This is a genomic window from Nostoc sp. ChiVER01, from assembly GCF_034531155.1.
Classification (GTDB): Bacteria; Cyanobacteriota; Cyanobacteriia; order Cyanobacteriales; family Nostocaceae; genus Nostoc.
Genome location: NZ_JAVRBS010000036.1, coordinates 19,120 through 44,625, shown reverse-complemented (window position 1 = coordinate 44,625; position 25,506 = coordinate 19,120). Strand labels below are relative to the sequence as shown.

At 41.9% G+C, this 25,506-nt stretch carries 20 protein-coding genes and 1 pseudogene; 7 read left to right on the top strand and 14 right to left on the bottom strand.

Features of this window, described 5'->3' with window-relative positions; genetic code table 11:
• Window positions 1-104 precede the first annotated feature (104 nt).
• Both RMY00_RS31460 and RMY00_RS31455 read left to right on the top strand, forming a co-directional pair.
• Window positions 105-986, top strand: a complete 882-nt coding sequence (locus RMY00_RS31460) for a 4-hydroxybenzoate solanesyltransferase (protein ID WP_322651284.1) — start codon at window positions 105-107, stop codon at window positions 984-986.
• Between the two features lie 173 nt (window positions 987-1,159).
• On the top strand, window positions 1,160-1,927 hold the full coding sequence (locus tag RMY00_RS31455) for a DsbA family protein (RefSeq protein ID WP_322651283.1): 768 nt from the start codon (window positions 1,160-1,162) through the stop codon (window positions 1,925-1,927).
• A gap of 376 nt (window positions 1,928-2,303) precedes the next feature.
• On the opposite strand, the gene RMY00_RS31450 is transcribed toward RMY00_RS31455, so the two are convergent.
• The gene (locus RMY00_RS31450; RefSeq protein WP_322651282.1) at window positions 2,304-2,753 is read right to left on the bottom strand and encodes a thioesterase family protein; all 450 of its coding nucleotides are present in this window, start codon (window positions 2,751-2,753) and stop codon (window positions 2,304-2,306) included.
• Between the two features lie 13 nt (window positions 2,754-2,766).
• Window positions 2,767-3,372, bottom strand: a complete 606-nt coding sequence (locus tag RMY00_RS31445; RefSeq protein WP_322651281.1) for a TetR/AcrR family transcriptional regulator — start codon at window positions 3,370-3,372, stop codon at window positions 2,767-2,769.
• An 825-nt stretch (window positions 3,373-4,197) separates the two neighbouring features.
• Between RMY00_RS31445 and RMY00_RS31440 the strand changes: the two genes are divergently transcribed.
• Window positions 4,198-4,995 carry a sulfite exporter TauE/SafE family protein gene (locus RMY00_RS31440; protein WP_322651280.1) on the top strand — a complete coding sequence of 266 codons (798 nt, stop codon included), beginning with the start codon at window positions 4,198-4,200 and terminating at the stop codon, window positions 4,993-4,995.
• A 50-nt stretch (window positions 4,996-5,045) separates the two neighbouring features.
• Here the strand turns inward: RMY00_RS31440 and RMY00_RS31435 are convergent, their stop codons facing one another.
• Window positions 5,046-5,708 (bottom strand): cadmium resistance transporter, encoded by a 663-nt coding sequence (locus tag RMY00_RS31435; protein ID WP_322651279.1) that lies wholly within the window; start codon window positions 5,706-5,708, stop codon window positions 5,046-5,048.
• Window positions 5,709-5,919: 211 nt separating this feature from the next.
• Here RMY00_RS31435 and RMY00_RS31430 point away from each other — a divergent pair, with 211 nt between their 5' ends.
• A complete protein-coding gene (locus tag RMY00_RS31430) occupies window positions 5,920-7,737 on the top strand; it encodes a hypothetical protein (protein WP_322651278.1) in 1,818 nt (605 codons plus the stop codon).
• 167 nt (window positions 7,738-7,904) lie between these two features.
• Window positions 7,905-8,612 carry a cadmium resistance transporter gene (locus tag RMY00_RS31425; RefSeq protein WP_322651277.1) on the top strand — a complete coding sequence of 236 codons (708 nt, stop codon included), beginning with the start codon at window positions 7,905-7,907 and terminating at the stop codon, window positions 8,610-8,612.
• A gap of 470 nt (window positions 8,613-9,082) precedes the next feature.
• Here the strand turns inward: RMY00_RS31425 and pruA are convergent, their stop codons facing one another.
• A complete protein-coding gene (gene pruA / locus RMY00_RS31420; RefSeq protein WP_322651276.1) occupies window positions 9,083-12,085 on the bottom strand; it encodes an L-glutamate gamma-semialdehyde dehydrogenase in 3,003 nt (1,000 codons plus the stop codon).
• A gap of 331 nt (window positions 12,086-12,416) precedes the next feature.
• On the opposite strand from pruA, the gene RMY00_RS31415 reads away from it, so the two are divergent.
• On the top strand, window positions 12,417-13,079 hold the full coding sequence (locus RMY00_RS31415) for a hypothetical protein (RefSeq protein ID WP_322651318.1): 663 nt from the start codon (window positions 12,417-12,419) through the stop codon (window positions 13,077-13,079).
• A 95-nt stretch (window positions 13,080-13,174) separates the two neighbouring features.
• Here the strand turns inward: RMY00_RS31415 and RMY00_RS31410 are convergent, their stop codons facing one another.
• From RMY00_RS31410 to RMY00_RS31365, 10 genes and pseudogenes are all read right to left on the bottom strand, one after another.
• Window positions 13,175-13,903, bottom strand: a complete 729-nt coding sequence (locus RMY00_RS31410) for a HEAT repeat domain-containing protein (protein ID WP_322651275.1) — start codon at window positions 13,901-13,903, stop codon at window positions 13,175-13,177.
• Window positions 13,904-14,073: 170 nt separating this feature from the next.
• Window positions 14,074-14,916 (bottom strand): HEAT repeat domain-containing protein, encoded by an 843-nt coding sequence (locus RMY00_RS31405; protein ID WP_322651274.1) that lies wholly within the window; start codon window positions 14,914-14,916, stop codon window positions 14,074-14,076.
• Between the two features lie 25 nt (window positions 14,917-14,941).
• A pseudogene (locus RMY00_RS31400) lies at window positions 14,942-15,154 on the bottom strand (phycobilisome linker polypeptide); the annotation flags it as partial.
• Window positions 15,155-15,236: 82 nt separating this feature from the next.
• Window positions 15,237-16,106, bottom strand: coding sequence for a phycobilisome linker polypeptide (locus tag RMY00_RS31395; RefSeq protein WP_322651273.1), 870 nt, complete (start codon window positions 16,104-16,106; stop codon window positions 15,237-15,239).
• 157 nt (window positions 16,107-16,263) lie between these two features.
• Entirely contained in the window at window positions 16,264-17,076 is an 813-nt protein-coding gene (locus RMY00_RS31390; protein ID WP_322651272.1) for a phycobilisome linker polypeptide, read from the bottom strand.
• 591 nt (window positions 17,077-17,667) lie between these two features.
• Window positions 17,668-18,156 carry a phycocyanin subunit alpha gene (gene cpcA, locus RMY00_RS31385; protein WP_322651271.1) on the bottom strand — a complete coding sequence of 163 codons (489 nt, stop codon included), beginning with the start codon at window positions 18,154-18,156 and terminating at the stop codon, window positions 17,668-17,670.
• A gap of 89 nt (window positions 18,157-18,245) precedes the next feature.
• Entirely contained in the window at window positions 18,246-18,767 is a 522-nt protein-coding gene (locus RMY00_RS31380; RefSeq protein ID WP_229461616.1) for a phycocyanin subunit beta, read from the bottom strand.
• Between the two features lie 710 nt (window positions 18,768-19,477).
• A complete protein-coding gene (gshA, locus tag RMY00_RS31375; protein WP_322651270.1) occupies window positions 19,478-20,617 on the bottom strand; it encodes a glutamate--cysteine ligase in 1,140 nt (379 codons plus the stop codon).
• Between the two features lie 311 nt (window positions 20,618-20,928).
• Complete coding sequence (locus RMY00_RS31370; protein WP_322651269.1) at window positions 20,929-22,761, bottom strand: hypothetical protein; 1,833 nt, start codon at window positions 22,759-22,761, stop codon at window positions 20,929-20,931.
• Between the two features lie 420 nt (window positions 22,762-23,181).
• Window positions 23,182-23,379 (bottom strand): hypothetical protein, encoded by a 198-nt coding sequence (locus RMY00_RS31365; protein WP_322651268.1) that lies wholly within the window; start codon window positions 23,377-23,379, stop codon window positions 23,182-23,184.
• Window positions 23,380-23,801: 422 nt separating this feature from the next.
• On the opposite strand from RMY00_RS31365, the gene RMY00_RS31360 reads away from it, so the two are divergent.
• Entirely contained in the window at window positions 23,802-25,355 is a 1,554-nt protein-coding gene (locus tag RMY00_RS31360) for a sodium:proton antiporter (protein WP_322651267.1), read from the top strand.
• The last annotated feature ends 151 nt before the right edge of the window (window positions 25,356-25,506 follow it).

Sequence of the window (25,506 nt, the reverse complement as noted above, 5' to 3'; positions counted from 1 at the left end):
GAACTAGAGAAAAGTTTTCTTAATAGGCAATCCCAAATAAACAATGCCCTCTTTGCACTCCCTATACCCTACTCCCCATTCCCCACTCCCCACTCTCCATTCTTATGTTAAGGACGCCAGAACGCCCCCAGAAACCAGTTTGGCTTGTAATTGTCCGGCTTTTGCGCTGGCATAAACCAGAAGGACGGTTAATTTTAATGATTCCTGCCCTTTGGGCTGTTTTTTTGGCAGCTTCTGGGAAACCGCCTTTACCTCTGGTTGGTGTGATTATATTAGGTACTCTGGCTACGAGTGCCGCCGGATGTGTAGTCAATGATTTGTGGGATCGGGATATAGATCCAGAAGTGGAGAGAACACGCGATCGCCCTCTCGCTTCTCGCGCCTTATCCGTGAAAGTTGGCATTGTAGTTGCGATCGTCTCCCTAGCATGTGCAGCTATTTTGGCATTTTATCTTAACCCCCTGAGTTTCTGGTTATGCGTGGCAGCAGTGCCGGTAATTTTGCTTTATCCAGGTGCAAAGCGGGTGTTTCCTGTACCGCAACTGGTACTTTCAATTGCTTGGGGTTTCGGCGTGTTGATTAGCTGGAGTGCAGTCACACAAACCATTTCCCAAGCAACTTGGTTACTTTGGGGCGCGACTGTACTATGGACATTGGGATTTGATACAGTTTATGCTATGAGCGACAAGGAAGACGATCGCCGCATTGGTATTAATTCTAGCGCCCTCTTTTTTGGGAATTATGCCCCTGTAGCTATTGGAATTTTCTTTGCTGGCACAATCTTGTTATTGGCTTGGTTGGGTGTACTCATACATCTGCACTTAGCCTTCTGGATTAGCCTTGCAGTTGCTACTATCGGATGGGTTTGGCAATCTGTGCGATTAACACAGCGAGACTTACCTAATCCTGTTTATGGTCAAATGTTCCGCCAAAACGTCTGGATTGGTTTTATTTTACTTGCTGGGATGATTGCTGGCTCTTTTTAAATTGAAGCTTATATCAAGTTCGCGTAATTAGTTATACCCCACCCCTAACCTCTCCCCGGAGGCGGGGTGGGGTTCTTAAGGTTTAATAAGTAATCAAGCGGACATGATATTACTCTTAAGTAGAAGCGAATGCGTGTCTATAGCTGAAACAAAAAATATTTATGAGTTTTTGTATGCGTACATTCTTTGATTGTTTTACTCTCTTATTTCAGTATCTACGTACTTGGACAGCAATAAGTTTACTAGTTTTGGTTGTTACCTGGTCATTTCCTGCACAAGCTGCTAGCCGCATTGATCCACAATTTGAACAGCAAGTATTACAAGTTATCCGTGACCATCCAGAGGCAATTATCGAATCTGTTCAAGCCTATCAACAGCTACAACAACAGAAAGTCAAGCAAGAACAGCAAGGATTTTTACAGGATTTAAAGACAAATCCTCAAACCGTGATTGGTGACTCTCCCACTACAGGTTCAACTAAATCAAAAACTTTGCTAATAGAATTTTCAGATTTTCAATGTCCTTACTGTGCTGAGGCGCATAAAACATTGAAAGAATTGTTAGCAAAATATCCAGATAAGATAAGATTAGTTTATAAGAATTTACCATTAGTTTCAATTCATGCTGAAGCATTACCAGCTGCAACAGCAGCTTGGGCGGCATATCAGCAAGGCAAATTCTGGGAATATCATGATGCGCTATTTACTAATCAAAAGCAACTAGGTAAGGCATTATATTTAGATATTGCTAAAAAGCTCAACCTAGATTTGGGTAAATTTAAACGCGACCTGACTCTTGCTAATACCGCAATTACAAAAGATATTCAACTAGCTGAGAAATTGGCTGTTTCTGGCACACCTTTTTTTGTAATTAATAGTCCAAATTTTTCAGGAGTGGTGCAGCTAGCAGATATCGAAAGTATATTGAATAGTGCTAAGTAAATTGGTGTGTTTGAAAATAGCCCTCATCGTTTCAACAGCTAGACGCAAATAAATTGAAGTTTGTAGTAAGGATTTTAGTCCTGATAAATCCTATGAGCTATTCATCGCTCACTACGAACTAGAATTTTATTGTATTACCTTAAAAAGGCTTGCTCTAGTTCCCTCCTTTTTAAGGAGGGTTAGGGAGGATAAAGTCTTAATACCATTTCTTTGTGAGGCTGCGCCAAACCCTCTTAAATTCTTTCTTTTTTTGTGTCCTACCCTGCGGGAAGCCACTTCGTGTCTATGCGTCCTTTGTGGTTCGTTTTTCTTTCTTGTACTTAAATATGGTTGAGCGCATCTTCATGCAAAATTGGTATAACTCAAGCGTATTACTTTATAAAGAGTCTTTCAAATTCTCTTTTTGATGCTCGAAATATTTATTCTGTAATTCCTCTGGAATAGGAATAGGACGACTATTTTGTAAACTAACAAAAGCGCCTTTTTGGGTAGCTACTGCTGCTAACTTATTGTTAGATAAAATCTCCGCTTGTACAGTCCACTTTAACCGTCCTAAATTACTCAACCATAAACGTCCAATTACTTGATCGATAATCTTTATCGGACGTTTATATTCAATTTCAGTTCCAGCTAAAACAGGCGCATATCCTTGCTCCATTTGTTGATTGAGTTGCCAGTGTTCATCTAAAAACTTTAAACGTAAATCCTCTAGCCATCTGATATAAACAATATTACTGACGATTCCCATAAAATCAATGTCGTATGTTTTTACAGGAATTTCTAATATTACTTCTAATGGTCTATGCAAGTTATTATTTAGCAGCATTATTTTCTATACCTTAATTTTTGGCATACATTATTAGGTGAGTCTCTAAATATTCATTCAAGTGATTAATGACCCTGTGCATGTGAATTGAATCTCCATAAAGCTTGCTCATCATTACTGCTCCTTCCAATGTTGCAATTATGATAGTAGCGATTTCATCAACACTAACTTCAGGGCGAACTTCACCCTTTTTAATTCCCGTTTCAACAATTCGACGAATCAGATGCAGCCAAGAATTCATCGCTTGTTGAGCGCGTTCCCGCAACGCCGGATGAGCATCATCACTCTCCACAGCAGTATTCAGAAGTGGACATCCTCCCTTGATAGGTGGATTTTCTGTAAAGGTACTAAATATGCCAATGATTGCTTGTAGACGTTCTACAGCGTGGCGTTTGCTTCGTAATGCTAATCTAGTATGCTGATGGATACGAGCGATCGCAAAGTCAAAAGCTTGTAACGCGAGATCATCTTTGCTTTGGAAGTGATTGTAAATTCCTCCTTTCTGCAATCCCGTCACACGCATGATGTCTGACATTGATGAGCCTGCATATCCCTGTTGGTTAAACAGTTCGGCTGCTTGGTGGAGAATTCTGCTTTTTGTCTCTTCGCCTTTGGACATTACAGCGATTTCTAGATGAATGGACTATGAGAAGTGGGAATTAAATTGAAAATTGCTGTAAATAAAATATTACCGACCGAATGGTTTGTTTTAACTTAGCGCGATAAGTCCTTTAAAGTCAAGTATTTTTCAGTACTGAGTTATTAACTACGCATTGGGCATGGGAAAGAGGACTTGGGGACTCTTGAGAATTGGGGACAAGGGGAAAGACTTGTTGGAAGCTCTAAACTTTTGTTACCTTGTCCCCTTGTCCCCTTGTCCCCCTGCTCCCCACTCCCCACTCCCCATTCCCTCTTTATCCAGATATTTCGCAAGATACAACACAAATACGCTGGACGTTTGCTCATGCTTACAAGTAAAATACGGTAAGTGCATCGCCTTACCGGCTTTTACATGTAAAACCGCAAAAAACCAGTTATAAGTTGAATTTAGCAGAGCAACTGACCCATAAGCAGTTATCACAGCCTGTTTCAGCTAAGTGCCAGTTCTCATGCTACCAAAAACTTCCAGCCAGGTTTTAAGTTGTCCAGGAATCCTCTGCTCTAACTTTTAGCTGGATAAACTTTGTGTAACTCATCCCTAGAGAAACACAGTAACTTGCCATCACTAGCTCTATATACGACTGGGCTATAGTTTGGCACAATTACTGCTCTTTCGCAGTGAAGCTTTAGCTGATTTTCAGTTATAGCTGCTCCTAGTTAAGTCAGTGAACAGTTATTAAGGCTTTGTTTGGAGATTTAAACCCTATGTTGCTCACTTAATAGAAGTGGGAGACTCAACAGGACTTTGATAACTCATAACTGATTGTTGAAACCCCCGAAGAGTATGGAATATTTATTACTACCGTTCTTGAGCTTTTTTGTTGGCATCATAGTTGGTTTGACGGGAATTGGTGGAGCCTCTCTCATCACCCCAATGTTGATTTTTGTTTTTCAGGTTCCGCCTTCTATCGCTGTAAGTTCTGATGTTGTAGCTGCCACATTGATGAAAATTGTTGGTAGCGTCAAGCATTGGGAACAGAAAACCCTTGACACAACAGTTGTTAAATGGCTGGCTTTTGGGAGTGTTCCAGGCTCACTGTTCGGCGTGGGGATTTTGCACTTTCTTAAACGTACAGGTGAATATAGCCTGGATAACATCTTGCTGCGTTTGCTTGGTGTGATGATTTTGCTAGTCACAGTATTAGCACTAGTGCAATTGCTACTATTAACTTTTTTCCCCAAATTTAATTTACCTGAACTGCCAAAATTAGACTTAGAAACTAACTCTGGTAGGTGTATAACAATCACTTTGGGAGCAATTTTAGGCTGTTTAGTTGGTTTAACTAGTGTCTCATCAGGTTCAATGTTTGCCCTGGTGCTGATTGGGTTTTTCCGGCTTGATGCACGGAAGTTGGTAGGTACAGATATTTCACACGCAGCAATTTTACTACTGTTTACTGCCCTCGGCCACCTCAGCCTGGGAACAGTTGATTGGAGTCTGGTAGTACCTATATGGCTAGGCTCTGTTCCAGGGGTGTTAGTAGGCGCTAAAATCTGCCAGGTAGCTCCGCAACGCCCACTACGGTTTATAATTTATACCATCTTAATGATGGTGAGTTGGAAATTAGTTCATCAAGTGTAACCAATTTTAGATTTTCAATCCCAAATCCAGCATCCAACATCCAACATTGATTAACTTTTCACCCAAGGTAGTAGAGTGAATGTACCTCGCTCATACATAATGAACAGACCCAAGCCAATTAATACAAAAGGTACGACAGCTTTGCCGTAGCGACTTAAAATATTAGCAATGGTAGGTTGACGGCTTAAAAAATAAGCGATCGCACACCAAACCCCTACCATGATAAAAAATATACTTAGAATAACTCCCAAGCTGGTAATATCGTGACCAGCGAATAAAGGGATATATATACTAATATTGTCACCACCATTAGCGATCGTTACTGCCGCTACTTTATAGGTTTGGGGGTGTAAAATACTCAAAATAAAAGATAATACAGGATTACTAGGTGTAGACTGCGTAAAATCACTACTGACTGTCTGAACTGTTGTAGTTTCTTCTTTTCTAGATACTAATTGTTGAATTCCAATTACTATTGGTAGCAGTCCCAGCAATCCTATCCATTCTCGCTGTACGACTAAGCCACCAAAAAATCCTGGTAAGCTAGCGATGATAATGGCTGTGAAACCCAGATATTGACCGAGTAAGATATGCCGTCGCCGAAAATTAACATCTACCTGTGAAAAAAATATTAACAATATAATGATGTCATCTATGTTAGTGGCGATGAAGGCAATTATCCCTTCACTGAAGGCTGTACCTATCTTACTCATCCTGGATTTTTAGAACTTATGATTTATCACCATATCAAATTCACTAATCGGTAATTCAGTTTAAATCCCCCACCAAATTATATTTTTTGGTGGTTTATAAGAAAGTTGGCATCTAAATTCCCAACTCATTTCATTACGAATTATTTTAACCTTCTGACACAACTAAGCTTTAAGATGACAAAGTAATTATTTTCAATGAGAAAAGTTGTCAATGCCTAGACTTACGGTTCCATTTAATTTCATCGGGACTTCTAGTATCGATACTATTGTCGCAGAAGAGTCAAATGCATCTGTGGCGATTGGTATTGATATTTTAAATGGAGGTGTGATTAGTACATTTTCAGGAAACGACAGTATTACTGGTACTGGTAAGCCTAACACAGGTGGTAAGCCTAAGAAACCTGTTACTGGCATCGGCATCAATAATAGTGGTACTCTCAATGCAGGGGATGGAAGTGACATTATCACTGGCATCGGCACTGGCTTGAAATTTATAGGCACTGGCATCAATAACAGTAGTAGTCTCAATGCAGGGAGTGGAATTGGCATTAGCAACAGTGGCAGTTTTGATGCAGGGAACGGAAATGACACTATCACTGGTACTAACGCTACTACAATCGGCATCAGCAACAGTGGCAGTTTTGATGCAGGGGACGGAAATGATACTATCACAGGCATTGCTACTAGTAGCATTCGCATCCGTATACTGGGTATTGTAAAGGATGTTAAAGACGGTAAAGGCGCTACTAGAACGGGCATCAGCAACAGTGGCAGTTTTGATGCAGGGCATGGAAATGACACTATCACAGGCATTGGTACTGGCGGTATTGGTGTCACGGACGGCTATCAGGCAGGCGATGTTTCTAATGTTTCTAAAGCTGGCGACGGCGGTGCTGGAATCGGTATCAGCAACAGTAGTAGTTTTGATGCAGGGCATGGAAATGACACTATCACAGGCATTGGTACTGGTGGTAATGGTCGCCAAGGTAGCCCCTATATCGGTGTTGGTTTTTTAAGTTACAGCACCAAAAGTGGCGATGGCGGTGCTGGAATCGGCATCAGCAACAGTGGCAGTTTTGATGTAGGGGACGGAAATGATACTATCAGTGGCACTGGTACTGGTGGTACTGGTGGTACTGGTTCTGCCTATGGCACTACTTCTGATTACATTATCAATGGCGAAAACGGCGACGGCGGTGCTGGAATCGGTATCAGCAACAGTGGCAAACTAAATACTGGCACAGGAGAAGATACGCTCATTGGTATTGCTACTGTCGGCAGCAGGGGCAAATATACAATTTATCCTATACCTGGGCTTATTAATCTTGGGTCTGGCCAGCTTATTAAAGATGACACTATCCCCATTGCACAGAGCATCAGCCCTACTAGCATTAGCAGCCAGAACAAGAACATCGAAAACGCCACCATCATCACAGAACCGAGCAAAAGCAGCATAGGCACTACTACCATCGGTATCCAGAACATTAAAAAAGCTGTTATCACAACTGGTGAAAACAAGGACACGATTAAGGGTTCTGCAAACAGCTTGGAAGCAAACACCCTAGCCTATGGCATCTTCAATGACGGCATCATTGATACTGGTAATGACCATGACATCCTCACCGGACAAGCAACAACCACAATTGGTGGTACTGCTTATGGCATTTATGGGCAAGGAATCATCAGAACTGGCGATGGAAATGACAAAGTTATCGCTACCAGTCATATTGATAAAGTTCAACAAAAAGTCACTATTGGTGGCGGTATCCGCTTTGAACTAGGGACTGGAAATGACTATTTCAAAGGATTCGGGTCAGCAATTGTTGATGGCGGGAGTGGTTTTGACACCCTTAATGTGAAGGCTTTCAAGCGTTCTGAAGTTAGTGTATCTGGTATTATTTCTGGCAAGAGTCTAAACCCTGCCAACATTACCTTCAACAACAATGGAAATCTGATTACCCTTTTGACAACTGGCTTTGAAAATTTTATCTTTGCAGATAGCTCTTTTTCTTACAGCAGTTTGGCCTGAAACAAGAATTACCACAATTCAATTACACATCTAGTAAAAAAGAATGTAGAGAGGCAGCAGTGCTACGTCTCTACAAGCGTTCTGGATAATGTATATTTAATTTCTAGAAATGTCTAGAGTGAGATGCTCCCTGCAAGATAAAAGCATATCTATGTTTATCTTAAAATATGAACGAGTTAGTTACTGCAATTACTACTGGGACAATTGCGTTCATTGCCACTAATATTGATGATATTGTCATTCTATTGTTGCTTTTTTCTCAAATAAATGCTACCTTCCGCCGTAGGCATGTAGTTGTCGGTCAGTTTCTAGGTTTTACAGTTTTGTTAATTCTTAGCCTTTCGGGTTTATTTGGTGGGTTAGTTTTATCAAAAAACTGGATTGGATTACTTGGTTTACTACCAATTGCTATAGGTATCAGCAGCTTAGTTAATAAAGAAGAAGATGCATCGGAGGAGGTTGTAGCTACAACTGAAGAATCTGAGGCATCAAACATTACTATCCTATCTCCTCAAACTTACAGCGTAGCAGCCATTACAGTTGCAAATGGTAGTGACAATATTAGTGTCTATGTGCCGTTATTTGCTAGCAGTAACTTAGAGAGTTTTGTGATAATTATTGGATTATTTTTTCTACTGCTAGGAGTATGGTGTTATGCGGCATACAAATTAATTAACTACAAAGTAATAGCCGATGTATTAACTCGCTATGGTAATAATATTGTACCTTTTGTTCTTATAGGATTAGGCGCTTTTATTGTATTAAAAAGCGGAGCTATGAACTTAATAAAGCTAGCTGCTAGTTGTTTCTGTTTGATGATTTTGGTGAAAAATAATGAAAGTACTGATGAAATTGGCGAAAATTCTAGTAGATAATCAAGCCAATTTTAGACTTTTCATCAAAATCTAAAAAATCGGTTTCACGAAAAACGATTGCTCCTTGGGTAATATAAGGTGGGCATTACCCACCTTACAAGCTTTAACAAGTGGTGGGGGTTTAATATCATGTCCGCACAATTAGTTATGCTAATCATAGTCACTACACCCCATCCCCAATCCCTCCCCGCTTGCGGGGAAGGGAGACAAAGCGTAGCTTTGGCGGGGTGAGGTTATTCGAGTTTAATAAGCAATTAAGCGGACATGATATAAGTTCCTAGCAATACCGTTTCACTTTAAGGTTGATACATTTAGGCAAGCAGGGGAGCAGAGGGGAAAGAATTTGTATCAGGATTTTAGTGAAATGGTACAAGACAGGTAGTAGGTTTTGTGTCGCGGTTAAATCTCCATTACAAAAGGTAATTGCGTTCGCTTTTAGCGTCTCGTAGAGAGCATTATTACGAATTAGTTCACTCAGCACCTTCAATTGGTGCAAAACCTTGGCGTTGAATATTTTCTGTTACCGCGCGTGGTTCGAGGAATTGCAAGAGGTAATCAGGGCCGCCTGCTTTAGAACCGACTCCAGAAAGTTTGAATCCACCAAAGGGTTGCCGCCCCACGATCGCTCCTGTAATATTGCGGTTAATGTACAAATTCCCAACTTCAAACTCTTCCTGCGCCTGCTGAATGTGCGAAGGTGTTCTAGAATAAAGTCCTCCAGTTAAGGCGAAGTTTGTCCCGTTGGCGACTGCTAACGCTTCTTGGAAATCTTTGACTCTAATTACCGCCAGCACAGGGCCAAAAATTTCTTCCTGGGAAATTACCGCATTTGGCGATATTTCACTAAAGATTACAGGGCCGATAAAATATCCTTGTTCGGGTGCTGGCAATTCCAAGGCTAATTGTGCTTCTGCCTTACCCTTCTCAATATACTCGCGGATGCGATCGCGGGCATTAGCATCAATCACTGGCCCAACTTGTGTACTCGGTAACTCTGCTTCCCCAATATTCAACGATTTTGTCGCTTCTACCAACCGTTGCACAAAGGCATCATAAATCGGTTGCAGCACAATCACCCTAGAAGCAGCAGAACATTTTTGTCCACTGTAACCAAATGCCGACTGCACTACGCCCACAACAGCTTGGTCTAAATCAGCACTTTCATCCACAATAATTGCATTCTTGCCACCCATTTCAGCAATCACTCGTTTCATGTGCTTTTGTCCGGGTTTTAAGATTGCTGCCTCTGCGTAAATTCTACAGCCGACTTCTTGGGAACCCGTAAAAGCGATTACATGAGTATCTGGATGATTTACCAAATAAGCGCCGACTTGTGAACCCTTGCCAGGTACGTATTGAAATACACCTTTAGGAAAACCAGCATCTACCAAAATTTCTGTGAGTTTTGCCGCAATTACAGAAGATGTTTCCGCAGGTTTTAGGAGAGTACAATTGCCTGAAACCAAAGCTGCAACAGTCATTCCACAAGCGATCGCTAGCGGAAAATTCCAAGGGGAAATCACTACAGCAATACCGCGTGGTTGATAGATATAATGATTAGTTTCGCCAGGTATGTCATAATTCACACCTTTATCTAACCGTTCTATCTCATCAGCGTAGTACCGACAGAAATCTATCGCTTCCGAAACCTCTCCATCAGCTTCCTTAACAGGTTTCCCAACTTCCAACACTATCCAAGCTGAAAGTTCGGCGCGGCGGAGTTCCATTAAATCACCCGCTTTCCGCAAAATATCAGCGCGTTGTTTAGCTGGTGTTTTCCGCCACCCAGGAAAAGCAGCTTTAGCTGCTTGCATCGCCTGTTCTGCTTGTTCAACGCTAATCAACCCAACCTTACCAACTACCTCACTGAAATTAGAAGGATTGAGAGAATCAACAAATTCCGGTGGATTAACATACTCGCCATTAATTAGGGGTAAATAAGTTTTACCAAGTTGTTGACGAACACTTTGAAAAGCTTGCGCCATCTTTGTTCTTACCTCTTCTTCAGCATAATCGGTATCAGCAGCACCGAGGAAATGAGAGTTGGGAATGGAGTTAGGAGTTAGGAGTGAGGAGTTAGGAGTTAAAGAGTTTTCTTCTTTAATAATTGGCGGCGCTAATAATTCTTCAATTGGTCGATTTTCGAGATTTTGCCGTAAAAAAGAACTATTAGCTGTATTTTCTAACAATCGACGAATTAAATACGCCATTCCAGGTAATAATTCACCGTAGGGACAGTAAACTCTGACTCGATAACCCTTGTCAACCAATGCCTTGGCAACTTTATCACCCATGCCGTAGAGGACTTGCAATTCAAAGCGACGGCGGGGGACATTTAAACTTTCAGCGATGGCAATGGCGCGAGAGTGCGATCGCACGTTATGGCTACCAATGGCAGAATACACATATTGATGATTTTCTAACAACAACTGAGTGATGGTTTCAAAATTAGCATCAGTTGCCGCTTTGTCGTTGTAAACTGGCTGTGGCCAATGCTTCTGTGCTGCTTTGATAGTTTCTTGATCCCAATATGCGCCTTTTACTAAGCGGATTGTCAGGGGACAACCACGTTCTTTCAACCAGGAAATTACGTCTTTAGTATCTTGCTCACTATCACGCAGATATGCTTGAATAGTTATCCCAATGTCTGTGCGTTGCCGAAACTCTTCTTCTAAGAGCAGTTTTTTCAGGATGCTAAGAGTTATGTCTTTATAGGCATACTGTTCCATATCAAAATGGACAGCCGCGCCCAATTCTTTAGCACGACGTAAGAGAATCCGAATGCGATCGCTAACTCGCTCTTCACTACCTTTAGCATCTAATGGGTCAAATTGGGAATAAAACGCCGTTAACTTAACAGAAACCTGAACTTTTGGGATTGCTTCGCCATCAGCCTCATCAATAGCCGGGATAGCTGCCCAATTCTTCGATGCTTCCACCAATTGTTGCATTAATTCTAGATAGCGTTCTAGATAAGACTGCGCTTCGGGTTCAGTAATTACTGCTTCACCAAGTAAATCGATGGTGAAAGCCATTTTCTCTTTTCGCAGTCGTTCAACTGTTTTGATGACTTGTTTAATATTTTCCCCAGAAATATATTTATGAGCAAGAGTTTCAACGGCTGTACCAACGGTTGTAGCAGCAACTTGTCCTGGCATTGAGTCGGGATTAGCAAAGTTTAGCATTCCCTTTAAAGCTGCCGGTAATTCTACAGACTCATCTCCTAAATATTCTTGTAAATGTGAGGCAATTTCTGATTTACTGTGTAAAGCAGGTAGCGTATCTATAAACCGAAATAGTTGCACCCGTAACCCAGGATTACTCATCGCCCAAGCTAGTAATTTATCATCCCAGCGCATTTGATCCCGCAGGGAAGAAAAAAACGAACGATTTTCCTGCGTTGCTGCTAGAAGTTGTTTAGCAATTTCTTGGGTTTTAGCTTCGTAGGTGCTTGTCTGTACTTGTAATACCACTGATATAAACTCCTTAATTAAGGCAAGGCTTTTGTACAAAGCCTGTGTCTTCTATTTTGACGCTTTCATATATCTAGTGGGGAGTGGAGAGTGGGGAGTGAGAGCAGGGGAGCAGGGGAACAAGGGGACAAGGGGACAAAAGTTTAGAGCTTCCAACAAGTCTTTCTCCTTGTCCCCAATTCTCAAGAGTCCCCAAGTCCTCTTTCCCATGCCCAATGCCCAATTCAATAACAAGTGTTATCCTTTTGTTGATCTATTTCTAACTTGATTAGACAGATGTTGCAGTACAAGAGATTAGCTCAGTCATACTAAGAGTGTGAATACTACATTTATGCCTACAGAAAACCTCACGCATATCTTATTTTCTAACTGGCAACACACACTCCAACCCTTTGGTGTTGACCAGGTAGCGGCTGAGAAAGCTTTTGATGATTTGATTGCAGCTTACTCTACCCCTGGTCGCTATTACCATACACTCAAACACATTGATCGCGTTTTCAAAACAATTGAGATTTTGCAAGGCTACACTACCAATCTAGCTGCTGTTCAACTAGCTGCCTGGTTTCATGATGTAGTATACGACACTCAAGCTCAAGATAATGAACAACGAAGCGCAGACTATGCTTTTGATCTGCTGAGTAATTTGGGTATTCCAGAAAGTACCATAACTATTGTCACTCGTATAATTCTGAACACTAAAGACCACCAAGCTGCGGTAGATGACTATGATAGCCAAGTTCTACTTGATGCCGATTTAGCGATTTTGGCTACTAACCAAGTGCACTATGGAGAATACGCCCATGCCATTCGCCAGGAATATGGCTGGATGGCAGAGGCGGATTATATTACAGGTCGTCAGCAGGTTTTAGAACGATTTTTACAGCGATCGCATATCTACTTTACGCCTTTAATGTCAGAGTTCGCTGAACCATGTGCCCGTGGCAATATCCAGGGAGAAATTCAAAGTCTCTCTGCTTTTGAAAGAGAGAAATAAAAGTGAGGTTTTCCAGATACTGTGAAAAGTCAGCTATGCACTCTACGACAGACTTGTATTCCATCAATTAGAATCGGCTATAAATTTTGAATTTTTTACCGTCTGCTATCGCCACGATGAGCTACTTCAGTATCTTGTAGTTTCATTTTAGGTGCAAAGACTTCTTGATGTTGTTGCAGCTGTTGCGGCTGAATTTTTTCTTGTGCAAACTTGACACGGGTGCGAACTCCAAGATCAACATCTGTATCGAGCATGTGTTGAAGTTGATTTTTAATCCGCGACGCTTGATCGGGTAAAGTAGCTGCTATGGCGATGGCTAGTGTTTCTAAACTTGTCACTGCTGCATAGCGCACCACCCACTCTGGATCTTGAGAAATTAGTAATAGCGCCTCTAATACCTGAGTTTGAGTAGATTCTAGTTTCTCAGGCGGTACTTGCTGCCAACGCAAAGTGCCTAATCCCCTAGCCGCTGCCCGCCGCACACTCAAAGAAAAATCGGTCTTTGCTGCCTCTAACAAGGTATCGAGCGCCCGGACATCGCCAATTCCCGCTAAGGCACGAATAGCCCAGGCTCTAGCACCATAGTTGTAGCCATCAATTAGTTGTAATAGTGGCTGCACTGCGGCTTCCCCGATCGCAATCAGCCCATCTACCGCCGCCACTGCTGCCCCTGGATTGTTGTAGCCCAAAGCTGCAATTAGTGTAGGAACACCTTCTTCCATACCAGATGCTGCTAACTCCTGAACTGCGTCTAATAACCGATCCGAGGAATCTGCTTCTTCTACAGCACGGATCAATATTTGGGCCAGATCGCTGTTATTCATAATAATTTTTCTTCAGTAATGAGTCGTCAGCCAATTGTAGCTTAAGCTATCCGTAGTTGACATCATACATAAACCCCCTAGCCATGATTTTACAGTTAGCTTGGGGGTTGATTTGTAGTAAAAATTTGGTTTTAACGTATTAATAACAACCGATTATGTAGAATTTATGACTACAACAGCGAGTCCATCAAATTCATCACTTTAATTGCACCTTCTGAGAAAGTGCTTGGCGTTATGTGATTTACTTGATGTTCTAGTAATCCTTTAAGAGAAATTAGCTTGAGACTATTTTCAGCAAGAGTCTGTGCGATCGCATCTGCTGCGGGTAGATATCCAATCGCTCCCAAATCTGCTAACACTGCTCGACGCAACTGCAATTTCTCTCCAACCAGAGCTTGTACCAGCCGTTCTCCATAAAGTGGCTCTTGGGTTAATTGATACATGGCTCGTGCAGCCGAATATTGCACCAATTCAATCGGATGTTCTAAGAATGCCTTTACCAAAGGGGCAAATTCAGTCGCCCTCAATGTTCCCAAGGCTTCTAAGATGGCGTCGTAGGGTTGAGATAAATCAGGCCGTGATATGAGCTGCTCTCCCTGCAAGCCGACTGCTAGTAGCTTGATTAGCGCCGGAATACAAACCGGATCACCCAGCATCTCTAAGGATTGTACCGCCGCTTCCCGTACATAAAAATCTGAGCAGTCTAAACACTTAATCAGAGGTGATACTGCCTGGCGATCGCCAAGTTTCCCTAATGCTCTAGCTGCGTTTCGCCGCAGAGGATATCCGCCTTCTGGTGTCCTGTCGGCTTCATCCTCTAAGGCTTTGATCAGTGCTGTAACCGCAGCTGGTTCATTTATACGAAACCTGCCCAACCACCAGGCAGCATAAAATCGCAGACCTAAATCTGCACTTTCAAGATTAGCTAGAGCCTGCTCTACAGTTAAAGATCCACTGTCGGCATTGTCAACTGTCACTGACAAATCTTTAATGTTCTCCAGACTGGGATTCATGGTTGTGTTTGCTATGTGTTGTATCAGCGTTCAATGCCTGAATGCTGACTATTTTGCCACCTAAGCGAGTAATGCGCTGCATTTCCTGATTCATTCGGTTCTCAGGCACTGTGTAAAACACACTAGCACTCGAACGAATGGGATAGGCGACTTTTTCTGTTTCTTCGCTTTGGCGCAGACCGACTACTTCATAGCGGAAGGAACGGTTACTAGTTATACCATTAATTTGTCCTAGCATAAATCAATTCCAAATTTATAAATTAAAGTTTTCATTAGTCCTTGGTCTATAATTAATGACCAATGACTAATGACCAATGACACTAAAGTGGCTTCACACTAGCGATTTTGCCACCTTGTTTTACCACTCTCTGGAAGTAAGCAGATAGTCCTTCATAAGGTACAATCACAGCTTGATTGACCCGGCGTGTGCTAGGATACCCAGCTCCAAAAACGCCTGCCACCTCAATGCGGTAGAGTCTGCCTTCTTGTCCGAAAGTTCCTGCACCTCCGAAAGTGCTGTTGGGGGTAACGCCTTTTTCAGGAGCAACATAGGAAAAGCCGGAAGGGCCACCAGATGGAGGAACAACAACAGATGCACTGTTGCGACCTAGTTCAACGGCAAGGCGAGGGGAATTACCTTTAAGTTGGGAGGTATCGCTACTGGCATAGCCGCGATAAAGTTGGAATATCCGGCTAAATCCGACAGTTTTTTGACCTGTTTGGGTTTCAAAGCCGCGATAGAAAGGCACAATATTTTCACCAAAGCTACTTTGATATTCTGCCGAATCAATATATGAATCAATATCGGCTTCATATCCTTTGGTTTGATATAAGTCTAAGTGATACACGACCTCAGACTCATCATAGGGAGCGCGACCCAACAAATGTTTATAGTTCAGTTCAATAACGCGAGTTTGAAAACTGTTGTAGAAAAACTTGGATTTGTACAGTTCTGATTTAGCTACTTGACGCACAAACTCTTGTACTGTACTTTTCCCATCGCGCAGAATAGATTCAGCACTTGTGAGCCGCTCAGATTTCATTAAGTAATCGTTGCCCAACAGCTGACGATAGACGGCACTAATTACCCGCTCTATGTCTTCTTTAGTTGCATTTGGGCGCAATTCTACAGGAGCATTATCACTAAAAGCTTCTGTTCCCAAACGGGATGCTGCTGTTGTAATAGCCATTGGTAATTTTCCTTTTGTAATTGGTATTTGGGAAAAGTTAGGAGTTAAGAGTTAAGAGTAGGGGTAGAGTTAGGAATTGCAAACTCATAACTCCTGCACAGACGCGATTAATCGCGTCTCTACTCCTAACTCCTCACTTAATTCCCGATTCCCTAATTTATACGGCTGTGATACTAATCACCTTGCTGCCTTTACGATTAAGCTGCTGCAACTTGCTAGAAAGTTGCTCGTAGGGTACGAGAAATTCTGCACTACTGCGTCGCACTACAGATGAGTTTGGAGAAGCTGCTTGTAGTACCCTAATGCGGTATGTTTCTCCTCTGCCACCTGATGAGAGACCCGTCAAGGCTCCTGAAGAGACTGGGTAGATGGGTGAAGCTAGATTTTTAGCTATTTCCCAAGTTAGGCGTCCTTGTTTTTTCCCTTGAGCGCGATCGCTATTGGCATAACCCCGATACAGTTGGAAAAGTCGGCCATAGCCAACGTTTTTCTGTCCTACTGGGCTATTAAAACCACGATAGTATGGTACTATGTTTTCGCCAAAGTTTTCTTGATATTCTAGTGAGTCAATGTATGAGTTAATCTCAGCTTCGTAACCTTGTGAACTGTAAAGCTCAACGTGGTACGAAATCTCTGACTCATCTTCTGGGGCGCGACCCAACAAATGCTTATAATTCAACTCAATAAAGCGAGTTTGCGAGTTGGAATGGAAAAACTTATTCCGATAGAGTTCCGACTGAGCAATGGCTAACACAAATCCCCTAACTGAAATATCGCCTTGCTGCAACAGTGATTCAGCACTGACAAGACGCTCTGATTCCATTAGGTATGCATTACCCAAAACCTGACGGTAAGCTGCCCGGATGATCACTTCCACATCCATTTGCGTTCTATCGGGACGTAGTTCTGCCAGTCCTGAGTTTTCAAAGGCTCCAATTCCTAGCCTTGTTGTTTGTCCCAAAGCTGCCATCTTTAAACCTCCTCAGTTTTAACTGGAAAACTGAAAACTTTTTAGAAAATTTTTTTCTAGTTTTTTAAAAGAAAGAACTTAGGAGCCAGGAGCCAGAATTTAGAATTTAAATCTATGCGACTGGTGAGGCAGTGCGCCCTTGCGGTTCCCCGACTTGTTCGCGCAGCGTCTCCCCTTGGGAGAAGCAACTGTCGAACCCGAAGGGTGGATAACACAGCGCAAAAGAGTCCAGAAATGTCTGAATCAACGGTGAAACACCACCCTAAATATGCAATAGTAGTTGATTTTAGTAGTGGTGGGTCTGAATCCCACACTCAAATATTTCTAAATTCTGTGTTCCTAATTCTGCATTCTTCTTTAACGAACTTGGGGGGTTTAAGCCCCCTGCCTAAGAAGGGCAGCCCGTTTTGGTTCGGGATCTAAATCCCCGTTGCAAAATCGTAATTGCGTTAGCGTAGCGGTAGCGAGTCCGCGAGCGTCATTGCGAATTGTTTTAACAGTCTTTTGAAAATAAAACTGCCCAGAAAGGTAAACCAACTCCTAGCTATTTGCTAACAGAGCTTGTTTTCCTTTCCGGGCTAAATACACTCTCTAGCTTAGAGAGTTAATTGCATAGTCGATGTAGGAATTAGCTTCTACAGCAGGGTCGCCACTTAGACCGTGGTTAGCCTTGATGTACTTGAGAGCTTCAACGTACCAGCTAGGAGATAGATCAAAGGTGCGGTTGATTTCAGCTAAACCAGAAATCAAGAAGTCATCCAAGGGGCCTGTACCACCCACAACTAAAGAGTAGGTAACAATCCGCAGGTAGTAGCCGATGTCACGCGCACACTTTTCTTTACCAGTGTTGGTAGAAGCGAAGTTAGGGCCTTGTTGTTGAGTGGTGTAGGGAAACTTGTTGTATACCGCTTGAGCTGCGCCTTCTGTCAAACGTTGGGCATTGGCAGTCAAGCTTTTTGCTGCTTCCATGCTAGCAGGAGCTTGACGGAAACGACCAAAAGCGACTTGAATTTCGGTGCTGGAGAGAAAGCGACCTTGAGAATCTGCTGCTGCAACTGCTTCGGTAAGAGGTGTCTTCATCGGTTTGGTATCTCCCTATTTACAATCTTGTTGAAATTTGTTTTGTTTAACTGACAGTTGTCAGTCAATACTCTTAAAGCGGGTTTAGTTTAACCTACTGCTGCGGCTGCACGATCAAAGTAGCTAGCAACTTCAGATGATATAGCACTGCAATCGCCTCTGGTGATACCGTTGGGGTCGTTAACAAGAGCCAAAGCTGCGTCCTTCATTTTTTGTACGCCAACTGCTACAGAAGCACCAGGAGTTCCTAGAGCCAAGTAGGTTTCGCGCAGACCGTTCAAACAACGATCATCTAACACACTTGCATCACCAGCAAAGATTGCGTATGTAACATAGCGTAAGATGATTTCCATGTCACGCAAGCAAGCAGCATTTCGGCGGCTGGTGTAAGCATTACCACCAGGAGCAATCAACTGAGGTTGTTCTGCGAACAAAGCGCGAGCTGCATTGGCAACAATTGCTGAGGAGTTGCTGGTAATCCGGTTTACGGTATCTGCACGCTTGTTGCCATCTTTAACGAGGGCAGTTAGAGCGTCCAACTGAGCAGCGCTGAGATATTCACCGCGTGCATCAGCTTGGGTGATTACTTTTGCAAATGCATCTAAAACCATTGCTTTTGTCTCCTAGTTTGCTTGGTTAAGAATAATTGGACTCAAAACTGAATGGTTCAGTTTATTTTTGATGTCAGTACTGCCTGACGAGTTACGAAAGGTTTAAAACAGACATCCACGGAATAAGTTTACGATCTCCAGGCTTTCAGATTAAAACTTTTGTTAAAAAACTTAAAACTTCTGTAAACGACTGGAAAACCTGATTAAGATGTTGTTTTTTCCTTCTAAGTTATCTTTATACAATGCTGTTGCGTCATTATTTATTACAAATTATTGTTATGTTTGTTAATTTCGTTTACATAACTTTACATTTTTTGGTAAATCTAGGAAATCCGTTTAAGCGTGCGTAGGCGTGACCTGCCGCAGGCATCACACATTTAAGTTCGGTATTATTGGCTACTTTCTAGCGCGTATCTTTGGTAGTAGTTAACTATGCAACCGACAGACTTGGGAGCCTTGCAAAAATAACTTGAACAATTTTGATGGGGAAGTTAAGCTCACAAGTCGTTCCAGATTAAATTTGTACAACTTATTTTTACATGATGCCTTAGGATTATTAGTCCGGCGAAGCTATAGGTTTGCAATAGATATCTCCAGAAATTAATTATGCGTTAACTAAAACCCTTATAGAGATGTTGCAATGCAACATCTCTACATTCATTTTCACTCCTATGTCTAATTTCTCTTCACCATGCCCAATGCCTCTTGAGTTAAGTCAGTAGGGATGAACACAATTTGTTTTCAAGTTCGATTTCGCGTTCTTGGGTGGCGACAATAGCCTGAGTGATGACGCGCTGGCTGTCAAAACCGACTGCGTGTAATTGCAACCACTGTTGAGCTTCATTGCCTTCGCGGAGGATTTTGTGCAAAGGAGAAAGGAAACAACTAAAGCCTTGTTGTTTAGCGATCGCCCAAACATCCTGATACATTTCAGAAATCCAATCTCTGGCTAGGATACTTCTACCATCTTGCCAATGCCTCAAATGAGCATCGAGACTACCAGTAGCAGCAGCAGCTTCGTTCTCAGCAGTCAGGGTGACGAGTTCTTGAGGAGAGAAGGTACTCTGAGTTAAGGGATCGATGCTGGGATTTTCGATTATTTGTAACAAACGCGCTTCTAATAAGGCAGTAATGGCTAGCAAAGCAATTGGATCTGTGACTAAATCGCAAATTCTCAATTCTAGGCGATTTAGATCGTAAGGACGGCGATCGCCATTTGGTCGTACTGATGCCCACAAATGCCGCACGTTTTGCATGGTTCCGGCAAGGAGTTGATCTTCCACCCACTGAATATGTTCGGCGTGGCTGGCAAATAAAGGTACATGGCTAGGCGTTTGCGGAAATACGCCCCAACGAGTGGAGTGATAGCCAGTAGCTTTGCCATCTAGGAAGGGAGAAGAGGCGCTGAGGGCGAGAAATAGAGGTGCTTCCATACGGATGACTCGACAGGCCCGCATCAATACTTCTGGGTCGCTGATGCCGACATTGATGTGTACGCTGGCGGTGACTACTTTTGTTCCGTAGGTATTCTCAATGTAGTCATGATAGGGGTTTGCTGGGTCGGAGCGGAGAAAGCGATCGCTCCCACCCAAAGATAAAGTACTCCCCGGTATCAGGGTATAATCGCCCAAACGATTGAGGTAGTTTCGCAATACCCGCCTCGGACGTAGTAAGGCACATAATAAATTTTCGTAATTATGGGATGGTTCGGTTATATATTCCACGTTGCGGCTATCTGGCTCTCGCATAAATCCATCCAAATCCGCAACAATTTTATCGGAGAGACCAACGATTTCACCTTGAGGCGTGCCAGTGTAAATCTCAATCTCAAAGCCTTTTAATAAAACCACCTTGTTCTCCTCGGCTTTCTCTGCTTATAAATTGTATCGAATAACACGAATCTCTGGATCTATCTTTAAGCTAATCAAAAGTTAAGAATCATTTTGTTGATAATTCATACCAAATCAGGACGACGGATTGATTCGCTGTCTTTTGGAGAATTATTACTTCCTACTAAAGCATGAAAAATATGCTAGTACTGCAAGGCGGAAGTTAAAAGGAAAAATTAAACCAATTCGCAATTACGTGTTGTACTGTTAAAATATTCTCACCTTAAACCTCTATCCTTTTATAGATAGAGTATTCTGACTCCTGGTTTATTTTAGGTATATTGCGAAATAAACTGATCAGGTGAATCACTCTTTTGGGTAATACTGAGGCGGATAAACTGCACCCAGACTTCATCACTAAGTAAATTGAAAGCAGTTTTGGGATTATTAATTGCGATCGCACCTATAACTTTACGCCAGCCCTGTTGCAATTCCTCAATAAAAGGTTCTTCAACAGAAATCTGATTCAGCAATGAAAGTGCAGTTTTAAAACTTTTTGATTCACCTGCCAAATTTTCCGATTTTAATCCCTGTAGTGCTACATTCAACCATATAGGCAAAAGTTCCAACCAATTATTTTTCTCTATCTCTTTGAGTGCAATATCTTCCATACCTAGCGCACCCCATACACATAAAGACTCTGTAGCCAGTTGAGAATTATGGTTTTCTAAAGCATTTTCCCATAATTTTTGAGCGTGATTTTGGAAGCGATTAGCAAGAAATTCATAAGCTTCTTGAACTTGGTGTGGAATTGTAACTTTATAAACTGACTCACCTTGTGGTAGGTAATCGCCGCGATAGGATAACCAGTTATGAGAGCCGCAAAGATGGATTTGTTTATCAGCTATTACTTCTTTTACATGGGAGTCTCCCAACCAAAAAACCTGTACAGATGGTAAACCATCAGGTGTTTTTATCGCTCGAAGTTTTTTCTCTACCTCTGGTGGAATTGGTTTATTTTCATCTTCTTGTCGCCGCCCAATTCCATGTCCAATTAAAATCCGAACTCCGCGATTAGCTAATTTCTGTAATAAATTTATAAATTTTTCATTGACAACTGCCTGATTAATCCAAGGAGCATAGATTAGAATCTGATTTTCAGCCGAATTTAAAACTTCTGAAAAAGCTAGGCTAATTTGTCCATCGCGTAACTGTACAGCTTCACCTAACGCTTTATGGTTATCTCCATCACCAGTAGCTTTTGTAGCAGCTTCTAGCGCCTTTTGGCGAATCTTTTCAAGTCTAGCTTCTATTTCAGTATTTTTCTGCTTCAGAATGGCTTCACGTTGAAAATTGATGGTTTCAGTTGACAATTTACATAATACTTGCAAAGATATTTTACCTTCATTATGTAGCAGTTCTAACCAATTTGATGCTGACTCTAAAATTTGCTTTCCATTTCTTATTTGAATAGTCAATTTATCTTCAAGAGCATCAAAGATAACGAAAAGTGATATTTTTCTCCAGATTTTTTGAGTCGAAGCTAGTACCTTATAGGAAGTGACAATTTTTCCCTCTTCTGGTACATGAAGTGCTAAACCTGAAACTTGAATACTTTTTTGGATTTCCTCAAGGGGTAAGGAAGCAATATCAGCAATTGTATGATCAATAGTGATAAAGTCTGCCAAATCAGGCAAACTTATCGTTGTCTCATTTAAGGATTCAGATTGGAAAGTTATCTTGTCACTTAAAGGATCTGTAATAGCATAAATTTGTATAGGATATGGCGGCTGTGGTACAGACCCTTTTTCATAAAATGAGCGACCTTCAGCAGTAACAGTAAGTGGTGATGTTGGTGATAGAGTTTGTAAGGAACGAAGAGTTGTAGTAGTAGTTTTAATAAAAACAGAATCAAGCCCAAGTACAAAGGCTAATTCATCCTCTGTTGGCGGAGGTTGAAATTCAATAGCGGCGCGGATAATAAATTCTTCGAGTACGTTAAACTGGCGAGGTTCCTTGATATTTACTTCTATAGGAGTTTGGCGCAAACTATAACGGAATTCACGCGCTGCTAAAACTGATAAACTAGGACTTTGCGCTTCTATTTCGTCTACCAATTTTTTGAGATTGTCATCAATTGGTTTAGCTGAAGAGGCGAGAAACATCAACGAAACCTCCATGTAGACGCACGATATCTGAATAAAGTCTTCGTGTCGAGCATGGGTGGTAATTAGAATATCCGTATAGCATTGGTGTCAATTTAAGCTTAAATGCTTACCCGACATACGTTTTACCTCCCTTAATCCCCCCGTTTATTGGGGGAAAAGAAATACAGTTCCCTCCCCTTTATAAGGGCAGGGCTAGAGTGGGGTGACGCCAATCAGCCAGAGAACTGAATATCACGTCTTGACAAGGGTTTCACGTTAAGTTTACACCTATGAGCCGTATAGTCACCCCTACAATTAGCAAGTAATCATCGCTAATAAATTTAACTTTTTCTGATCTTCTTTAAAAATTGGGATGCTCCCTCAAAAAACAAACCCTCAGATCATCACTGGGGGTTTTTGCATTATTCTGGTTTACTTTTAGAATTGGTTTAGCTCAAATCCCGTAATTTTCACTGGTGGGGTTCCTACGTCATTACCATTACCCCCCCAGACTACATTACCCCCATTCACCTGCATAATTTCTTCGTCTGATAAATCGACCAACTCTATTTCCTCTGCCAGGTTTGTTATTGACTGGATTTTGGCTCGTTTCTTATCTTCCTTGTTGATTTTCATTTGAGTTCTCGGATTTATTGCTATTAGAAGCTTACATTAAAAGCTTTACAAAAAATCCCAAAGTTCATTATTCTTTGTTATCCATATTCAATTTTATTTTGATGTACAGCCAATAAAGTTTTGAATCACCACGGTTAGCGTCTGACTTTTCACCAATAAGCTTTAAAATTCTCACTACAAAAAAAATCCTTAATGTCACGAACTCAAACCAGTGGCAGTTTTTCAGTCTAAGTGAGCAAGCCAACAGAGAATAGTGATTAGTCAGGAGACGCAAGAATTGGCATTATCTAAATATATATGCCTTAAGTCGTCGCGTAGGCGTAGCCCGCCGCAGGCATCGCCTTCAGTTGGCTTTCTTAATTTTCCTATCCAATCTTGAACAAAATACTGATAAAGTCAAAATAACTTTTCAGAAGTTAATAGTGGATGTAACTCAATTAGTCAAAGTTTCAATTATTCTCTTGCTGCTTGCTACGGGTGTAGCTCTGCTATCCCGGCGGTTGAGAATTCCTTATGTTGTGGGTTTAGTATTAGCAGGTTTGCCCATCACTGAGCTATTGTCTCGTCCGATTGGTTTAAATCCAACTCTTGTTTTGGAGCTTTTCCTGCCAATTCTCCTCTTTGAAGCTGGTATTAATACAGATGTCAGCCGCCTACGCAGCACCTTTAAACCAATTGCTCTACTTGCTGGGCCAGGGGCTGTGCTTTCCAGTGCGATTATTGCAGTACTTTTGAAATTTGGGCTGGGACTGAGTTGGATACCTGCCTTATTTGTAGGAGTAATGCTAGCAAACACTGATACAGTTTCAATGATTGCCGTCTTTAAGGAAATACCAGTACCCTCGCGCCTTTCCACCATCGTTGAAGGAGAAACCCTATTTAACGATGCTGCTGCCCTGGTTATGTTCAACCTGATTGTGCAAGTATATTTAACAGGTTCACTCACATTTATAGAGGGAATCCAACAACTGCTAGTTATCTCTCTAGGAGGCTGCCTGGTGGGGTTAGTCTTGGGCTACTTGAGTATACCTGTCTTCGCCCGTTTAGATGATGCTCTTAGCAGTCTTTTATTGACAGTCGCAGTTGCATTAGGAACTTTTCAGGTTGGACAACTTCTCGGTGTATCAGGTGCGGTGGCTGTAGTCGTCGCAGGATTAATTTTCGGGAATTTAGGGCTTTCTCGCAATACTTCTGCTTCTAATCGCATCACCTTATTGAGTTTTTGGGAATATGCTAGTTTTACCGTCAACACCTTTATTTTTCTACTGATTGGTGTAGAAATAAACTTGGTAACACTGTGGAAAACTTTACCTGCAATTCTACTTGCAGTTTTGGCTTATCAAGTCGGACGAGTTCTTACAGTCTATCCTCTACTAGCAGGCCTTCGGTGGATTGACCGCCCAATTCCCCCACGCTGGCAACATTTACTGTTTTTAGGCAATATCAAAGGTTCACTCTCAATGGCTCTGGCGTTGAGCTTACCTACGACACTGCCAGGGCGAGAAGTTTTGATAGCTATAGTTTTCGGCTGTGTGCTGGTGTCGTTAGTGGGACAGGGTTTAAGTTTGCCCTGGGTGGTAAAACGCTTAAAATTATCTAAATTTTCAGAAGCTCAACAACAGGTTGAAGAATTGCAAGCCCAGTTGATGACGGGTAAAGCAGCACAAGATGAATTAGATAGTCTGTTGAAATCAGGGGTTTTACCAAAAGCTGTTTATGAAGAGATGCGGTCAGCTTATCAGGTGCGAATTGCTGGTGCAGAAAAGATACTGCGAGAATTATATAATCGTCGCCCTGATGAGGTGGAAGGTGGAAGTGGCAAGAGCAGTAAGCTGGAAGCCATTCGTCGGCGTTTACTCTTGGCAGAAAAAGGAGCACTCAATGAGGCAATGCGGAAGCGAATTCTCTCGGAAGAAATTGTGCGCGGACGGATACAAAATCTTGATGAACAATTATTGAAGCTTGAAGATGATTAGGGATTGGGCATATTCTGAGCTTCGTGAGTGAACCTCTGAGTTTTGACTGATTAGAATTTGATGCCTCTAGTTTAGATATTGAGTCTCTGACTCAATGAATGCATTCCCATACTGAGCATGAGAACGAGGAAATTTAATGATTGCATTCCTA

Excerpts from the sequence above, each read along its gene's own strand:
- RMY00_RS31380 (WP_229461616.1), bottom strand. The coding sequence starts at position 18,767 with ATGGTTTTAGATGCATTTGCAAAAGTAATCACCCAAGCTGATGCACGC.
- RMY00_RS31425 (WP_322651277.1), top strand. The coding sequence starts at position 7,905 with ATGAACGAGTTAGTTACTGCAATTACTACTGGGACAATTGCGTTCATT.
- RMY00_RS31460 (WP_322651284.1), top strand. The coding sequence starts at position 105 with ATGTTAAGGACGCCAGAACGCCCCCAGAAACCAGTTTGGCTTGTAATT.
- RMY00_RS31435 (WP_322651279.1), bottom strand. The coding sequence starts at position 5,708 with ATGAGTAAGATAGGTACAGCCTTCAGTGAAGGGATAATTGCCTTCATC.
- RMY00_RS31440 (WP_322651280.1), top strand. The coding sequence starts at position 4,198 with ATGGAATATTTATTACTACCGTTCTTGAGCTTTTTTGTTGGCATCATA.
- cpcA (WP_322651271.1), bottom strand. The coding sequence starts at position 18,156 with ATGAAGACACCTCTTACCGAAGCAGTTGCAGCAGCAGATTCTCAAGGT.
- RMY00_RS31445 (WP_322651281.1), bottom strand. The coding sequence starts at position 3,372 with ATGTCCAAAGGCGAAGAGACAAAAAGCAGAATTCTCCACCAAGCAGCC.
- RMY00_RS31395 (WP_322651273.1), bottom strand. The coding sequence starts at position 16,106 with ATGGCTATTACAACAGCAGCATCCCGTTTGGGAACAGAAGCTTTTAGT.
- RMY00_RS31430 (WP_322651278.1), top strand. The coding sequence starts at position 5,920 with ATGCCTAGACTTACGGTTCCATTTAATTTCATCGGGACTTCTAGTATC.
- RMY00_RS31410 (WP_322651275.1), bottom strand. The coding sequence starts at position 13,903 with ATGAATAACAGCGATCTGGCCCAAATATTGATCCGTGCTGTAGAAGAA.
- RMY00_RS31390 (WP_322651272.1), bottom strand. The coding sequence starts at position 17,076 with ATGGCAGCTTTGGGACAAACAACAAGGCTAGGAATTGGAGCCTTTGAA.
- RMY00_RS31455 (WP_322651283.1), top strand. The coding sequence starts at position 1,160 with ATGCGTACATTCTTTGATTGTTTTACTCTCTTATTTCAGTATCTACGT.
- RMY00_RS31370 (WP_322651269.1), bottom strand. The coding sequence starts at position 22,761 with ATGTTTCTCGCCTCTTCAGCTAAACCAATTGATGACAATCTCAAAAAA.
- RMY00_RS31405 (WP_322651274.1), bottom strand. The coding sequence starts at position 14,916 with ATGAATCCCAGTCTGGAGAACATTAAAGATTTGTCAGTGACAGTTGAC.
- RMY00_RS31450 (WP_322651282.1), bottom strand. The coding sequence starts at position 2,753 with ATGCTGCTAAATAATAACTTGCATAGACCATTAGAAGTAATATTAGAA.
- RMY00_RS31365 (WP_322651268.1), bottom strand. The coding sequence starts at position 23,379 with ATGAAAATCAACAAGGAAGATAAGAAACGAGCCAAAATCCAGTCAATA.
- RMY00_RS31415 (WP_322651318.1), top strand. The coding sequence starts at position 12,417 with ATGCCTACAGAAAACCTCACGCATATCTTATTTTCTAACTGGCAACAC.